The organism is Ohtaekwangia sp., assembly GCF_036786105.1.
Lineage (GTDB): Bacteria > Bacteroidota > Bacteroidia > Cytophagales > Cyclobacteriaceae > Ohtaekwangia.
In genome coordinates, this window is sequence record NZ_DAIQRQ010000087.1 from 1 (window position 1) to 15,367 (window position 15,367).

Sequence of the window (15,367 nt, forward strand, 5' to 3'; positions counted from 1 at the left end):
TGGAAGCAACCAAAGTATGCTCCCTCGGACAAATAACAAAAGCCCTCTTCGAAGTAGGCGGGCAGTATAGAAGGAATATGTAAAATGTCTCCCACAGAACTCACAGATAAACGCAGAAGAAGGCATTAAAAAAATCTGTGTTATTCTTTGAGTTCTGTGGGAACAAATTCATTCTATTCTAGCGCTTCTTCCGTTGCTTTCTTATTTCACCAACCATTTTACGGATAGCCGTCAACTCGCTGGGAGTTAAATCTTTTGTATCGCTCTTATCGTATATTTTGAGCAGCAGTACTTCGCGATCGCTTGTGAACACAGCGATAATCACTCTTGCACCATAACGTTTACCTGCTGGCTTTCCGCTGATTTCTATTCGGATCTTATATATACCTCCGCCCAAATGTTTCCCTTGCTCAGGATTCTTTTTGAGCGATTCTTTCAGTTGGCTTATATCCTGCCGAAATTGAGGATAAGAAGAAATGATTTTGGAGAGTTCCCGTTCAAAAGTGGGGAACATCAGGATTTCAAAAGATTTAGACAACGTCATCTAAAGAACGGAGTTTTAACTTTCCATCCTTATAGTCTTTCATTTCAGTCAGTAAATCTTGTACTTCAGGACGAATCTGTTTTTGGGCTACTCGTTTAGTTGGGGTCGTTTTTTTGGAAGTTGTTTTTTTTGCTCTAACGGTTTTTATCACAATAACATCTTTTGCTTTACTTTTTGTCAACTCAGATTTGGCTATAAAGAATCCTTCCCGGCCACTCTTATCTTTTGCCGGACTTGCTTTTATACTCACTCCTCTAACTTGAATCACCTGTCTCATGTAGTCAAATATAGCGAATTATTTCCCGCAGATCGCGCAGATGTGCGCGGATTTAAATGCATCAGCGTTAAATCCGCTTGATCTGCGGTGATAAATTCTAATGCACTCCGTAGCAATATTCTTTCAGATAGTCAGCCGCTTCATCCATGCCGGCTTCGAAGGCTTTGCGCAGGCAGCGGCAACCTTCGTCTGTTTTGTCAACTTCCACTAATGCTGCGCCTTTATAGAACAATAACGTGGCGTTGGATGGATCCTGCTTCAAACCTTTATTGATATACTCCAGCGCCAGCGGATAAGCTTCCTGCTCCAGGCACATAGAGCCCGCATAGAGATACGATTGTATAAACGATGGCTGCTGTGCTATAACGTGATCAAATACCATCAGCGCGCTGTCGGGATTGTTCTGATAGTAATATGTTAATCCCAGGTAAGCTTCTACTTCCGGGCTGGGCTGCTGCGCCAGTAATGCCCGTATATCTTTCTGTGCAAGCTTATAGTTCTCTGCATCCATGTAAACAGAGGCGCGCCAGCGCAGCAACTCGGGATTATCCGGGTTCTCTTTTAAAAACTCATTCAGGTCGGTAAGCTGTGCAGCGTCATCTCCCAGCTGTCGGTTAATATATATCCTCAATAACTTCGCCTGTGGATCCTGAATCTTCGCTATATATTGATTTACATCCTGCAACGATTTCTGAAAGTTCTTCGCTCCAAAGTAAGCATACGCACGCTTATAAAGCACGCGATAGTCTTCTTCTGTTTTGAGCCTTGATTTATCGATAAGTTTATCGTATATCTTGATGGCACCGGCAAAATCTTCACGGGCGACCAGTGTATCTGCGTAGGTTTCCAATGCCAAGGCTTCGCTGGACTGATTCTGGGCAGCTACAAAAAAAGAACTCATCACCAAAAGCATGGTGATGAGCCTGGATATTTTATTACTCATTTGTTATGACTGTTTCCCAAAGCGTTTACGATCGTTCTCATTCAAATAGATTTTACGTAAACGAATAGACTTAGGTGTCACTTCTACATATTCATCTGACTGTATATATTCCAATGCTTCTTCCAATGAGAATTTCACCGGAGGTGCAATACGCATTTTCTCGTCAGCACCGGAAGCACGCATGTTGGTGAGCTTCTTGGTTTTTGTAACGTTAATCACGAGGTCACCGCTGCGGCTGTGTTCGCCAATTACCTGACCTTCGTATACAGGCTCTCCTGGATCGATAAAGAATTTACCGCGATCCTGCAGGTTGTTCAAGCTATAGGCAATTGCTTCGCCTTGCTCCATTACAATCAGCGAACCGTTGATACGTCCGGGTATCTCACCTTTATAGGGTTGATATTCTTTGAAGCGGTGGGTAACAATCGCCTCACCTGCTGTTACGTTCAACAAATAGTTACGCAAACCGATGATACCGCGTGAAGGAATTGTAAACTTCAGAATCATGCGGTCGCCTTTCGGCTCCATATTCGACATCTCGCCTTTGCGTTGCGATACTGTTTCAATTGCTTTACCGGCATCCGTTTCCGGAAGGTCGATTGTCAATTCTTCTACAGGCTCAGACTTCACACCATCAATCTCTTTGAAGATTACCTGTGGCTGCCCGATCTGCAGTTCATATCCTTCTCTGCGCATGGTCTCGATCAATACAGACAAGTGCAGTACGCCTCGACCAAACACCATGAATGAATCGGCAGAACCGGTATCGCCCACGCGAAGCGCGAGGTTCTTCTCCAACTCTTTATCAAGTCTTTCCTTGATGTGTCGTGATGTTACAAATTTACCTTCCTTACCATAGAATGGTGAGTTGTTAATGGTAAAGAGCATGCTCATGGTAGGCTCATCGATGGTGATCGCCTTCATTGCTTCCGGTTTTTCAGGATCGGCAACTGTATCGCCAATCTCAAAACCTTCCAAACCAACCAGTGCACAAATTTCACCAGCCTTTACTTCTTCTACTTTCTGTTTTTCAAAACCTTCGAATACATACAGGTCTTTGATGCGTGACTTCACAATGGCTTTGGTATCGCGCTTGATCAGCGCGATTGGCTGACCGGTCTTGATCGATCCGCGGTGCACACGACCAATCGCCACGCGACCAATGTATGAAGAATATTCAAGAGAAGTGATCAGCATTTGTGTAGCACCTTCCTCAACTTTCGGAGCTGGTATATATTCTATAATACCATCGAGGAGTGGTGTAATGCTATCGGTAGGAGTTTTCCAGTCGGTGCTCATCCAGCCTTGTTTTGCCGAACCATAGAAGGCCGGGAAGTCCAGCTGATTTTCGTTGGCATCGAGTTGGAACATGAGCTCGAATACCTGCTCATGCACTTCGTCTGGTGTACAGTTTTTCTTATCTACTTTATTGATAACAACTATAGGCTTGAGGCCCAGTTGCAACGCTTTTTGCAATACGAAACGGGTTTGTGGCATCGGGCCTTCAAACGCATCTACCAGCAACAAGCAGCCATCGGCCATGTTGAGTACGCGTTCTACTTCTCCACCAAAGTCGCTGTGACCAGGAGTATCGATTACGTTGATCTTGTAATCCTTGTAACGTACTGATACGTTTTTGGCCAGAATCGTAATACCACGTTCGCGTTCCAGGTCATTGCTGTCCATGATAAGCTCGCCAGGGTTCTCGTGGTCTTTAAAAAGTTTACCGGCCATGAGCAGTTTGTCCACCAAAGTGGTTTTACCGTGGTCTACGTGGGCAATAATCGCAATGTTCCTGATCTTGTTAACGTCCATAAATACTCAAATTCCTCGTTTTTCTTGAATTGAGGCGCAAAGATAGTTCTTTTTGCGGCACTCTCCATACCTCATCCGAACTGTTTCAATTTTAACAGATCGTTTACAGAAAGTTCTTTATTTACTCACAGTTCATACAAGGTATTATCCATTATGTGAAACATTATTCGGTTGTTTACGATTGGGCTTACTATTATTATTGATCTAATCTTACCTCCATGCACATGACCAAACGCGTTAAATTCGACTTCGAGATTTATTTTACCAACGGTGGCGGAATAAAGGGAGAAGATTTTCGGCTCGATATAGCCGGAGATGACATTACTGACAAGGAACTTGCTGATTACCTGGTGAACGACATGCGCCTGCTGATGGTGGGCGAAACCAGGATTCTGAACAAAAAGATCATCACTGAAGATCATAAACGAAAACCGATCAATGGCACTGGCGATAAAAGCCTGCTGATCGATTTAAGTCATACCATCGAGAATGGTCTCGTTACTTATAAAGGTTTACCCGCTCCTATCATCTGCGATTATCTGAGCCGTGAGGATTCGAGAAAATTATATGAAGAGGGAACGGAATTTCAGATTGGCAAAATTGAAATGGTAACAAACACCGGCACGTATATCGACTGTCCTTTTCACCGGTTTGCACATGGTAAAGATCTTTCAGAAGTACCGTTGGAAGCTTTCGCTGATCTTGAAGGTATTGTGATTCGTGTGCCCTTTGCAGATACCATGGCAATCACCGTTGATCATGTAAAGAACTACGAAATACGCAACCGTGCTGTATTGCTGCACACGGGTTGGGGCGATGCGCACTGGAACACGGAGAAGTATTATGAGAATCACCCGTTCGTGACACGTGAAGCTGCCGAATATCTTCGCGATTGCCATGTGAAACTTGTAGGTATAGATTCACATAACATTGACGACACACGTACCAAAAGTCGCCCCACGCATACAACATTGCTGGGTGCCGATATACTGATCGTAGAACATCTCTGCAATTTGTCGCTCCTGCCGGAGGATGGATTTACTTTCAGTGCGGTTCCTCCTAAATTTAAAGGTGCAGGTACCTTTCCGGTTCGTGCCATGGCGCGCCTGCATACGAAGGTATAGCATGTTCGACAAAAGTATATATGATGCTGACACCCGAAGATATGCGTGCCATAAAGCACCATCCGGCTGAAGACGAAAAAAATCTTCAGAGCGATGAGGGCAGTGATTAGGTGCACAACACTTTCTGGAAGCCCTGCGACCGAGACCGTAAACCACATCACCATCCGTAAACTATATTTCAATTTTATATCGCAATGAAAAAACTAACCATTCTCTTTGCATTACTCGTTACACTCTCTGCAGCTATAGCCCAGCCGTTTGAAGGAAAAATTGTTTATCAGAACCAGTATAAAAGCAAATTGCCCAACGTTACTGACCAACAGTTTACACTGATGATGGGCGACAAACAGGATTATTTCATAAAAGGCAGTCACTTTAAGATCAATGCCAACGGCACATTTTTCCAATGGCAGGTATACGTGCCAAAAGACAATAAACTATATAATAAAATGGCGAGCTCGGAATCACTTCTCTGGATCGATGCCGCTGTAAATCCGGATGAAGTGATCAAAGCCGAAGTAAAAAAAGGAGTCCTCAATGTGTTAGGCTATACCTGCGATGAAGTAACGTTGACTTGCAAATCGGGCATGCAGAAATATTACTTTAACACCAAATTGAAAGTTGATCCAAAGCTTTTTGCAAACTTCAAGTATGGTAACTTTTACGAATATCTTTCGCGGGCACAGGCGTTGCCCCTGAAGATGACCATTGAAACACCACAGTTTGTACTCGAAAGCATGGCTACCGAAGTAAAGCCGATGACGCTGGAAGATAAATTCTTTGCTCTACCACAAGGTGTAAAACTGGAGAAGAGCCCGTTCTAAAAATTCTTTTTGCAGAAGGTCACGCAGGTCTATGCTTCAGGTATGCTTCACGAAAGGCCTTTCTGCCCTCTTCTATAATTTCGTTGGCGCGGTAAAATTCAAAGATACCGCAGGCATCGCGCGATATATTTACCACGATATTGGGCTTGTGCATATCGATCGTCAGTTCTGTTAGTCGATCGAGCGTCAGATCGTACGAGCGGTTCAACAAGTCGAGAAATCCCAAACGCTCAGCCTGCTCTTCTGCATGATGAACATCCATCTTCAATACCTGCGTTCGAAAAGCATTCAGCATTTTCAGATAAGCCGCCTGCTCTTTATTCTCGGTTGGCGGGTGATGATTGTTATGATGAGTCGGCACGGCTGCATTCAAATTTACCGCTACTACCAGATCGTCAGGTTCGCGTGTAATTACGTTTAAGGGTAACGGATTCAGCACACCGCCATCTACCAGTTGTAAACGGCCATCGATCACTGGCGTAAACACTGTAGGTATACCAATGGAAGCACGCAGCGCTTTGAACAAACTTCCGCTTTTATAGTGTATTTCCTTACGACTGGTCATATCCGTAGCCACAGCAGTAAAAGGTATAGGGAAACGCTCAATCTGATGATCGCCTATAAATTCTTCTATGGCTTTGAATACACGTTCGCCTTTTACAAATCCATGCGTTGAGAACGTGAAGTCCAGCAGGCGGAACACATCGAGCTTGGTGAGATTGATGAGCCAGCGCTTGTATTCATGCAGATAGCCGGCACAATATATACCCCCCACCACCGCACCCATCGAACAACCGGCTATTTCGCGAATGGTATACCCTTCTTTCAAAAGCTCTTCAATAACACCAATGTGTGCCATACCCCGGGCACCGCCACTACCAAGCACCAGCCGAACGTTCTTCATCTTTACCTTTCGTAACTTCTTCGAAAGATACAAACAAAGATATATCGGAAATAATCAGAGATTCGAGGAATAATTAGCCCTAATGTATAGCGCGATTGTCGGAGAGTAATTCAGGAACGAACATGCTCTCTACAACCGGGCCTACGGGCTCCGTATTCTCATATTGCATACCCAGGAATGCAGCGATCGTTTTTGCTACCTGCTTTTGAAAGTACTGGCCTTCATTTTTCATCTCACCTAACGCGGGTGTATCGGGCCCGATTACAGCAAACCACATCTGGCTTGAACCGGGTATCAAACGGCCGTGGTTCTTCCATCCTTTTCGCGCTGCCAGTCCACGACCGTGGTCGGTGGTAACGAGCAACGTGGTCTTGCCTTTATACTGATCCTGCGATTGCAGCCAGTTCCAGAGCAAACCGATCATGCGGTCGGTATGATGTGCTGATTTCAGGTATTCGTCATAGCGGCCGCCATGTCCGTGTTCATCCGTTTCATCAAAGCTGATAAACATCACATGTGGTCGCTCGCGCTTCAGATATTCAAAAGCATAATAGAATGTAAACGCATCATATCGTTCACCATGATGATTTTTGAGAATGGGTTGTAATTCATTTAGTAACATCTCGCTGTCGGTGAGTGTATCACCGTTAGCATGCTCTTCGCCGGCATTGGCCGGAATACCGCTGGCCTGGGCACGAACGATATAGGGGATTACGTTCCAGGTAGAAAACACCGCTACCTTGCCGGTATATTCCGGTTGTTTATGAATATACTCTAATACTGTACTGTTGGGATTTTCCTTTTTATCATTGGAGCGAATGCCCTTGTCAACAAAACCTGTCATCATCTCGCTATAGCCCGGATATGAGAACCAGTAGGGATTGGCACAATTTACCCGGTTGCCAACGTTACGGTTACCGTAGAGCTGGCCTTCGGTGCCAATGACGTTCCAGAAGAACGGCAACAACTTTTGTCTCCGTACAACGGACGAGCTATCCCAGAATGCATTAAGTACATTCTGATCATGTACATACTCTTTATCGCGAATAAGCGATGAATCGGCCCCGGTAAACACCTCCTGCCAACGAAAACCATCAAGCGTAACAACGATCACATTCTCCGTCTGGCGCTCCTGCGCAAAAACACAGGAGCCAGAAATCACCAGACAAAGCAGAAGAAATCTTTTAAACATGTACGAAGGTGCAAAACGCATATTACGATACGGTGAGAATAACTTTATTCTACCATTAGATAATAATCACGCCTGCATGAAGCGATTTATCTTTTTGTTACGTTGAGTGTTACGTCCATTTGAAGCGAAGGTAAAATAACTGGCACAAGTCCCTTTCGAATCCCGCATACCCCATAGCCTTGTGCATAAATCACCCCGTGCTGTTCGTCTACACAAAGACTACACTTTAGAATCGTAATATACCAGGCTGTGATCAGACGATCCGTCTTCATACAAATCGATGATGGCATATACCGGGGCAAATTCATCCAATGCCAACGGATTGCCCCACCAGTTGCCCGACACCGCTCCATTGCAGAAATACTTTACGCCGAGGTATTCTACGGCATCAACATAATGTACGTGGCCACTCAAGGCAAGCTTCACTTGTTTATTTCTGAAGAACAGGTCTTTCAGACGCTGGTGATCATTGTGCATATCGCCTGCCGGAAATGTTACTTCGTCAAGCGGCTTGCGTTTGGTATAGTATAGCAGTGCACCCATTGACAGGATAGGAACGTGATTATATACCAGTACTGGCATAGAAGAATTTTTCGACAGTTCCTTTTCCAGCCAGGCGAACTGTTCGTCATCCAATTGATAACCGTTCTCGCCATTGATGCTATCGAGTGCTATAAACTTCCAACCGTTCTTTTCAAAGGCATAGTAACGATTGGGCAACTTCAATTCCTGTATAGCCCACTGCTTTCCATAGCGCTTGTCTTTTTTATACTCAGCATCCAGTGTTTCATCCGGGCCATACCATACATCATGATTCCCAAGTGCGCTATATATAGAAAGAGCGTTCTCGGCTTTGGCAATTTTATTCCACGCAGCCCAGCGTGTTTCTACTGTTTGCAATGTCTGGTGATTTTCATCCATTACCGAGTCACCCGTGTTGATAATCAGATTGGGTTTATCTTTCATCGCATTAATCTCGCGCAGCACACGGGCAAAACATTTCTCTGCATTGGTCTGATCGAGCATGTGCACATCCGTGATATGCGCTATGCGCAAAGCGCGTTTTTTACTTTTACTCAGCGGAACATCCACTGCCTTCGCATGAAGCCAGTTGGGAACAATACTGGTAACTACACCTGCTAATGCAGTTCTCTTTAAAAATTCTCTGCGATTTGACATAGGTTGTTTGGGTTTGATCTGACTATATATAAAGAAAACAACCCGAAGAAAATCTCCGGGTGTTTCCATTTCGTATCTATAGGCTAACTATTGAAGTATCCAAAGAACACCATCGAGGTCGTCACTGCCGCTAAACTGTCGTTGCACAGCAGCATTGTAATTCTTCGCATTAGTGGCTGCTTCCGCTACCGGATATTGCCAGCGAACGGCGATCTTGTTACCGTTACCATTTCCTACACCGGTAGAGAATGCAGGCACACCGGTTCTGCGTTGATTGAAGAACGCTTCCCAGTTAGAGTTCTGCCAGAAAGCAATATACTTCTGTGTCAGGATTTGTTCAAGACCATCGGCACCGTCTTTATACTGCACACTGCTCTGATTGAGGTAATCGGTTACTGATATATTCATTACGGTTCCATAGATCACGGTTGACAAGTTGTTTCCTACCGTGATATCACTTCCATCCACTATACCGAAGTGTTCCATCGAGGCAGTTATACCTTTTACATACCAGTCTTCAGCATCGCCTGAAGCCCAGCCACGGTTTAAACCTTCTGCTATATTGAAGCAAAGCTCAGGATAACCGATAATGATAGCAGGCTCAGCTTTCGATCCGGCAAAATCAGCATAGTAACGAAGCGCGTTGATAAATGAATATTTACCGCCTTGTGCGTTATTGCCAAGATCGCTCATACTCAATCCTGCAGGAGCCCCAACATACGCAGCATAATCTGTAAATGATTTACCAGCCTGTATCTCATTCGGAGCCGGTGTTGCCGCTATAAAGGTGCGCGGATCGTTCAGTGCTGTTGTAACATTGAGGAATGCAGACGCCACATTCTCGCGCTGTGCATCGCGGCCCTGACTGGTAGGGTTTTTCGGATAGTTGTTATACGAAGCGTTGTACTTATATTGAAGGTTATCTTCCAGACTTTCCATTACCGGATAGGTTGCCGGATTACCAATGATCGCTGCAAATTTATCTTTGATTTTCAGATCAGCATCGTTCTCTTTTTTACTCAGGCTGATCAATACGCGAAGAGTAAACGTATTTACAATCTTCTGCCAGCCTGCCAGGCTGTTGCCCATAAATTCATCGCCTGCTATACTCTTGCAATACGAACCCACACAGTTAGGGTTGCCGGTTGCAATGATACTGGCCAGGTCTGCGTTTGCTTCATCCAGCCATTTCAGTATCTGGATATATACATTTTTCTGTGTGTCGTACTCAGGTGTTTTACCATTTGCACCCTGCAATGCCTGCGACAACGGCACATCACCAAGTTTCTGCGACATGATGTTGAAGTAATAGGCTTTGAAAAACTTGCCCAGTGCCGAATATGGATTCAGATCGGTAGAAGCACCTTTCCTGGCTTCAAGCTCCATCTGCACTACATTTTGAAGTACCTCTGTATACTCGAAGTTATCCGTGCCTTTGGTAAAAGGTGCCTGATCGTAATTGTTGGTTCCGTAATAGTCGTATGTGCTCACAAAGAACTGTGCCGCACTCATGGAACCCTGCTTGCCACTCCACGCATTCTCATTGTTCATGTGTTCTATAACACCCGGCAGAATGAGTGACGGAGGCGCACTGGTAAGCACGTTCTGGTTCTTGGACAATTCATCATAATTCTGGCATCCGCATACAGCGACTACCAGCATTGTGAAAAACAGTTTGCTATATCTACTCATATACTTTATTCTTTAAAAGGTTAGGTTGATGTTTATACCGTAGCGTCTCAGAGTCGGAGACCGCAGATCTTGCGCTGCAGTATAGGTTCCAATGAAAGAATCCCAGTCAATATCCTTGCGTTTGGCAAAGTATAACAGGTTACGGCCTACGAATGACACACTGGCTGCCCGGAAAGCAGTGCGTTGCATAATGCTGCCAGGAATATTGTATGTAAGCGTTACCTGGCGCAGCTTGGTAAACGTTTTACTGATCAGCACACGCTCATCAAACTTAGTTTCTGTTCCGATATAGTCTTGTAGTGAGTAGGCTGTTGTGTTCGGCACGAGCTTCAGCTGATCGAGGTTTTTGATCTTTCCGGTGTTAGGATCAACATCCGGGTCTGGAGAATCGGCTGCCAGCGCTACACCTTGCCCAACGTAGGTTGGCAACGGCTGCAGATTGTCGTTATACTTGATGTCGTTTGGATTAGCGTTGAATTCCGCAAGACGTGCTGCGCCATAAGCTCCTTGTACTGTAGATATATCCCGGCCACCTTGCAGCAATTTCTTATATACATAGTCCTGGCCAACACCACCTACACGACCATCGAACTGGAAGTTCAGCGTGAAGTTCTTATAGCTTACTGTATTTACTACAGACCAAACCCAGTCAGGGTTATAATTACCCAGCTTCTGTGCTACCAGATTGTCTTTGTAAGGGTCACCGTTGGCTTTGTGTATAATGTTGCCTTCTTTGTCGCGGTAGAATTTATAGCCGTAGTTACCGTCTACGCGATCACCCACTTTATAGGTAATGCGAGAGTCAGCATTTATATAACCACCGTTTATCTGGTTGAGGCCATTGTAAAATTCCTTATAGCGCTCTACATAGGTAGACCAGTTCGCGGCTACATTCCAGGTAAAACCGTTGTCCAGTTTAAGAGGCGTAGCGTTCAACGCAACCTCCCAACCCTTCTTCTCTGTTTTTACTGCGTTCACCAGACCTCCCAGGTATCCGGAAGCAGAGCTCCAGGGATCCGTTGCTATACCAGGCCCTTTGATGGCATCGAAGTACGTTACACCCACCCCGATTCTGTTCTCCAGCATCTTGAGATCCATACCCAGTTCGTAAGAAGAGTTGGAGCTTACTTTCAACGTCTTTGATCCTACAATGCTGTTGATATATACTGCCGGAACGTTGTTGTAAGGTCTGCCGGTGTTATAGTATAGCGGCTCTACAATAATCGGTCCGTCATACGCTGATTGATAGGTATCGCCATATCCCAATGGATTGCTCAACCCACTGGCCATCCATGCTGGTCCGATGGTAGTCTGTGTGTTGGTGTTCTTCACATTGGCATACGATGTTCTGAACTTCAGGAATGAAAATACTTCGGGCAGATTTACATAGTCGCTGATTACCGTGCTCAAACCAAAAGAAGGATAGAAACCGGAATTATAGCCGCTGGGCAGGTTGGAGAATTTATCATAACGACCGGTTGTTGATACGGTTACATAGTGACCATACGAAAGATCCAGTGAATAGTAGCCACTTCCTACCTGCATCGGTGCAGTATAGTTATACGCCTTTACCGGATTCTTCGAGTTAGCAAAGTTATATACTCCGGGAACATTCAGATAATCGGTTGTGATATAGGAAGAATTGAAATTATAGGTACGAAGATTTCCTCCCACAAGACCCGACACGTTGAAGCTCGGTGTAATGTCTTTGTTGAAGTTCAGGAGAACGTCTGTGTTATTTTCAAACAGCGCGCGTTTATCTTCGCGATAGTCTCCCTGCTTTTGATCACGCCCGTAGGCAGAAGCTGAGAATGGGAATTTCTCTGTTCGGGTGAGATCCCAACTGGTAATCTGTGTACGTATCGAAGCTTTCAGCCAATCCGTAAGATCATACTTCAAGGCTACATAACCATATATATCGGTTTTGTGGTGGCCACGCAACCACTCGTGTGCTACAAACCAAGGGTTGTTATAGCGGATATACTCGAAGTTACGTTGCTGTACACCTTCTTTACCGGGCTGCCAGTAATTCTTCAGAGCGTTGATATCCCAGTCAGCGCCGGCCCACACATCGATGTTATAGATCAAGCTGTTCGGACCATAATTCACATCGGGTATATTATCGGTATACTGGCGATTATAGTTGATGTTTGACTCAATGCGCAGCCTCTTGCTGAAATTATAGCCGGTAGAAACATTGAAGTTATCGATGTTCAAGTCTGTATTCGGCACAATACCGCGCTGATAGGTGTGCGATACAGATGCACGTATATCATACTTATCGGTGCTGCTGGCAATCGCTATATTATTTGTAGAGAGAATACCCGCGCGCAAAAAACGTTGCAGGTTATCTTTACCACGCGCCACCCACGGTGTAGCAGCGCGAACACCTGTTGCCGGATCGAACGGACTATCATATTGAGAAATTAACTGTCCGTTGAACTTGGGGCCCCATACATCATAATCGTTTTGGTTATATCCGTTCTTCTGGCCGAAATCGTCATCACCAAAGCGATAGGTGTTATACTCACCGGGTCCGTATTCATTCTGTACTTTCGGTATAGTAAGGAAGCCTTTATCGACCATTGTACTCGAATTGAAGTCGATCGCAAAGCCGCGTTTATCGCTTGTACCTTTCTTGGTGGTGATCATAATGGCACCGTTCTGTCCGCGCGAACCATACAACGCAGCAGCAGCAGGGCCTTTCAATACAGTATAACTTTCAATATCGTCAGGGCTGATGTTCCAGGTATCTGATACAACGGGGACACCATCTACAACGATGAGCAGGTTTGTCTCACCGCGCAACACCAACTGCGGCCGACCGAGCATTTCAGAAGAAGCACCTACCGTAAGTCCTGCTACCTTACCCACCAGCGAGTTCATAGCGTTTGGTTCGCGTGCTTTTACAAGCTCACTGCCGTTAACTTTCTGTTGCGAGTAACCAAGTTTGGCAACATCCTTTTCAACACCCAGGGCAGTAACAACCACTTCGGATAATTGTGTAGCATCGCTGGCCAATACTATATCTGCAGAAGTTCTTCCGGCCAGCGCAACTTCCTGCGATATATAGCCTACAAAGGAGAAAACCAGGGTTGCATCGGCTGTGGGAACAGAGATAGAATAGCGGCCATCTGCATCGGTAATGGTTCCGATGGCTGTTCCCTTCACGAGTATATTTACTCCCGGAAGCGGGGATGCATCTTCACCGGACGTAACGCGACCGGTAACAGAAGTTTGTGCGTAAGCACAAACGGCCAGGATCCAGGCTGCCACGGTGAGCAGCGATCGTCTGGATCGTGTTCCTAAAGAACGTACACGCTGCTGTAGAGATTCGTTCATAAATAATTTAATGGGTTAGGGTTGTGTCTCTTCATTCAAAGCGGGCATACTATATACAGCTTGTGCACAAGCTGCTATAGTCTTGCTTCAAATTCACGTCAAAGGTTGTTAATACAATTAAAGTAGCGTTTAGACGAACATTACGTGTGAATTAAACTTTCGCATAAAAAATGAAACTTCTATTAACGAAATGGAGATTGACAAATAAGAAACTTGCAATACAATGAATTGAAACCGTTTCGGAGCGTAACATTCATTTAATGCGTAATAACAGGATTGCAACCGGGTTTATCCGTGCACAACATTTTTCTATGTTTACAATCAGTAAACAATCCCTATGGTCGACAATGAAGTTGTATCACGTATAGCACAGAAGATCAAAGCTACGCGACTCGAAAAAAATCTGACGATACAAGAGCTTGCCTCCCGCTCTAACGTAAGTAAAGGGCTGCTTTCAAAAGTAGAGAACTCACGCACCATTCCGTCTTTACCTGTATTTGTTACCATTATTCAATCGCTGGATATATCGCTCAAGGATTTCTTTCAGGATATGGTGCTCAGCAATGGCAAAGATTACTTGCTGATTAAGAAAGATCAATACATGCCCATGGAGCGTGAAGGCCGCACCGGATTTCATTATGAATTTATACTATCGCAGAACATCACCAACTGCAGCATGGATGCTGTACTGCTAACGCTTGAACCGGGAGCCAAAGGCAAACCCACCACCACCGATGGCTATGAGTTTAAATATATAATCAGCGGAAGCTGCGAGTACCAGATCAACAACGAAGTAATTCAACTGGAAGAAGGCGACTCTATATATTTTGATGCATCCATCCCCCATATACCCGTTAACAAATCGCGCAAGAAGGTAGTGATGCTGGTGATTTATTTTATCCTGTCGAAGTGAAAGAGGGAATTGGAAAATTGTAAGATTAAAAAATTCGTCTGCTTCAGTAATCTTGTAATTTTATAATCTTTCAATTTTACAATCTCCAATCTCACAACTTCCCCATCACCTCTTCTGCTAAACCGAAGCTGAGCGACATGCCGGCTCCGCCCAGTCCGTTTACGATCGTCACATGGGGCTGAGGTTCGAGCACAAGGCTGATGTTACCCTGAAGCTTTGAATAGATGCCGTGCCAGCGTTCGGTAATTTTATAGTTGCCGAGGTCTACAAACTCGTGCAGATAGTTGAGTATAATTTCATTAATAAATTCCGGGTCGAATGGCTCTACGGTACGACTGTAATGATGAGAATCGCCAATGATAAGTTCGCCCGCTTCGTTCTGTGCGAGTAACACATGCACACCGTGCTTCTTAAAATCTTCTGACTGTTTATCGTAGCGCTCGTCGAGCAATTTCAGCGAAGGGCATTTGCCGAAGGCGGCATAATGTCTTAGTGTAAGCCCGGCACACAGCGTAGGGCCTATATGCACGGGTTTTTCTGTTACGGCCTTCATCATGTGGAGCTTGCATTTACTTACCGGGTGCTGATCGTATACCTCCGGGTATAGCGTTTCAAAAT

The 15,367-nt window shown here is 44.9% G+C and carries 13 protein-coding genes and 1 pseudogene; 4 read left to right on the forward strand and 10 right to left on the reverse strand.

Translation table 11 applies throughout. The features are described 5' to 3' along the window. Window positions 1-83, forward strand: a pseudogene (locus tag V7Q33_RS23490) (methylmalonyl-CoA mutase family protein); the annotation flags it as partial. 95 nt (window positions 84-178) lie between these two features. Here the strand turns inward: V7Q33_RS23490 and V7Q33_RS21730 are convergent. The 4 genes from V7Q33_RS21730 to typA all read right to left on the reverse strand — a co-directional run bounded on the left by V7Q33_RS21730 (window position 179) and on the right by typA (window position 3,579). Further along, window positions 179-544 (reverse strand): type II toxin-antitoxin system RelE/ParE family toxin, encoded by a 366-nt coding sequence (locus tag V7Q33_RS21730; protein ID WP_333821247.1) that lies wholly within the window; start codon window positions 542-544, stop codon window positions 179-181. Next, on the reverse strand, window positions 531-821 hold the full coding sequence (locus V7Q33_RS21735) for a hypothetical protein (RefSeq protein WP_333821248.1): 291 nt from the start codon (window positions 819-821) through the stop codon (window positions 531-533). The genes V7Q33_RS21730 and V7Q33_RS21735 overlap by 14 nt, the downstream gene beginning before the upstream one ends. A gap of 97 nt (window positions 822-918) precedes the next feature. Next, complete coding sequence (locus tag V7Q33_RS21740; RefSeq protein WP_331979080.1) at window positions 919-1,764, reverse strand: tetratricopeptide repeat protein; 846 nt, start codon at window positions 1,762-1,764, stop codon at window positions 919-921. 3 nt (window positions 1,765-1,767) lie between these two features. Beyond that, window positions 1,768-3,579 (reverse strand): translational GTPase TypA, encoded by a 1,812-nt coding sequence (gene typA, locus V7Q33_RS21745; protein ID WP_331979078.1) that lies wholly within the window; start codon window positions 3,577-3,579, stop codon window positions 1,768-1,770. Between the two features lie 224 nt (window positions 3,580-3,803). Here typA and V7Q33_RS21750 point away from each other — a divergent pair, with 224 nt between their 5' ends. Next, window positions 3,804-4,703, forward strand: coding sequence for a cyclase family protein (locus V7Q33_RS21750; protein ID WP_333821249.1), 900 nt, complete (start codon window positions 3,804-3,806; stop codon window positions 4,701-4,703). 194 nt (window positions 4,704-4,897) lie between these two features. Continuing rightward, on the forward strand, window positions 4,898-5,527 hold the full coding sequence (locus V7Q33_RS21755) for a hypothetical protein (protein WP_333821250.1): 630 nt from the start codon (window positions 4,898-4,900) through the stop codon (window positions 5,525-5,527). Between the two features lie 19 nt (window positions 5,528-5,546). Here V7Q33_RS21755 and V7Q33_RS21760 read toward each other — a convergent pair whose 3' ends face one another. The 5 genes from V7Q33_RS21760 to V7Q33_RS21780 all read right to left on the reverse strand — a co-directional run bounded on the left by V7Q33_RS21760 (window position 5,547) and on the right by V7Q33_RS21780 (window position 13,836). Then, entirely contained in the window at window positions 5,547-6,431 is an 885-nt protein-coding gene (locus tag V7Q33_RS21760) for a patatin-like phospholipase family protein (protein ID WP_331977822.1), read from the reverse strand. Window positions 6,432-6,510: 79 nt separating this feature from the next. Further along, entirely contained in the window at window positions 6,511-7,623 is a 1,113-nt protein-coding gene (locus V7Q33_RS21765; RefSeq protein WP_333821251.1) for an alkaline phosphatase family protein, read from the reverse strand. Window positions 7,624-7,842: 219 nt separating this feature from the next. Beyond that, on the reverse strand, window positions 7,843-8,802 hold the full coding sequence (locus tag V7Q33_RS21770; protein ID WP_333821252.1) for a metallophosphoesterase family protein: 960 nt from the start codon (window positions 8,800-8,802) through the stop codon (window positions 7,843-7,845). 87 nt (window positions 8,803-8,889) lie between these two features. Beyond that, window positions 8,890-10,494, reverse strand: coding sequence for a SusD/RagB family nutrient-binding outer membrane lipoprotein (locus V7Q33_RS21775; protein ID WP_333821253.1), 1,605 nt, complete (start codon window positions 10,492-10,494; stop codon window positions 8,890-8,892). Window positions 10,495-10,506: 12 nt separating this feature from the next. Then, on the reverse strand, window positions 10,507-13,836 hold the full coding sequence (locus V7Q33_RS21780; RefSeq protein ID WP_333821254.1) for a SusC/RagA family TonB-linked outer membrane protein: 3,330 nt from the start codon (window positions 13,834-13,836) through the stop codon (window positions 10,507-10,509). Between the two features lie 337 nt (window positions 13,837-14,173). Between V7Q33_RS21780 and V7Q33_RS21785 the strand changes: the two genes are divergently transcribed. Then, window positions 14,174-14,749, forward strand: a complete 576-nt coding sequence (locus V7Q33_RS21785) for a helix-turn-helix domain-containing protein (protein ID WP_333821255.1) — start codon at window positions 14,174-14,176, stop codon at window positions 14,747-14,749. A gap of 91 nt (window positions 14,750-14,840) precedes the next feature. Here V7Q33_RS21785 and V7Q33_RS21790 read toward each other — a convergent pair. Further along, the coding region (locus tag V7Q33_RS21790; protein ID WP_333821256.1) for an FAD-dependent oxidoreductase at window positions 14,841-15,367 on the reverse strand (527 nt) is incomplete at its 5' end.

Bases quoted from the DNA above. Each gene is read 5' to 3' on its own strand.
- V7Q33_RS21760 (WP_331977822.1), bottom strand. From the start codon at position 6,431: ATGAAGAACGTTCGGCTGGTGCTTGGTAGTGGCGGTGCCCGGGGTATG.
- V7Q33_RS21770 (WP_333821252.1), bottom strand. From the start codon at position 8,802: ATGTCAAATCGCAGAGAATTTTTAAAGAGAACTGCATTAGCAGGTGTA.
- V7Q33_RS21775 (WP_333821253.1), bottom strand. From the start codon at position 10,494: ATGAGTAGATATAGCAAACTGTTTTTCACAATGCTGGTAGTCGCTGTA.
- V7Q33_RS21780 (WP_333821254.1), bottom strand. From the start codon at position 13,836: ATGAACGAATCTCTACAGCAGCGTGTACGTTCTTTAGGAACACGATCC.
- V7Q33_RS21755 (WP_333821250.1), top strand. From the start codon at position 4,898: ATGAAAAAACTAACCATTCTCTTTGCATTACTCGTTACACTCTCTGCA.
- V7Q33_RS21765 (WP_333821251.1), bottom strand. From the start codon at position 7,623: ATGTTTAAAAGATTTCTTCTGCTTTGTCTGGTGATTTCTGGCTCCTGT.
- V7Q33_RS21735 (WP_333821248.1), bottom strand. From the start codon at position 821: ATGAGACAGGTGATTCAAGTTAGAGGAGTGAGTATAAAAGCAAGTCCG.
- V7Q33_RS21750 (WP_333821249.1), top strand. From the start codon at position 3,804: ATGACCAAACGCGTTAAATTCGACTTCGAGATTTATTTTACCAACGGT.
- V7Q33_RS21740 (WP_331979080.1), bottom strand. From the start codon at position 1,764: ATGAGTAATAAAATATCCAGGCTCATCACCATGCTTTTGGTGATGAGT.
- V7Q33_RS21785 (WP_333821255.1), top strand. From the start codon at position 14,174: ATGGTCGACAATGAAGTTGTATCACGTATAGCACAGAAGATCAAAGCT.
- typA (WP_331979078.1), bottom strand. From the start codon at position 3,579: ATGGACGTTAACAAGATCAGGAACATTGCGATTATTGCCCACGTAGAC.
- V7Q33_RS21730 (WP_333821247.1), bottom strand. From the start codon at position 544: ATGACGTTGTCTAAATCTTTTGAAATCCTGATGTTCCCCACTTTTGAA.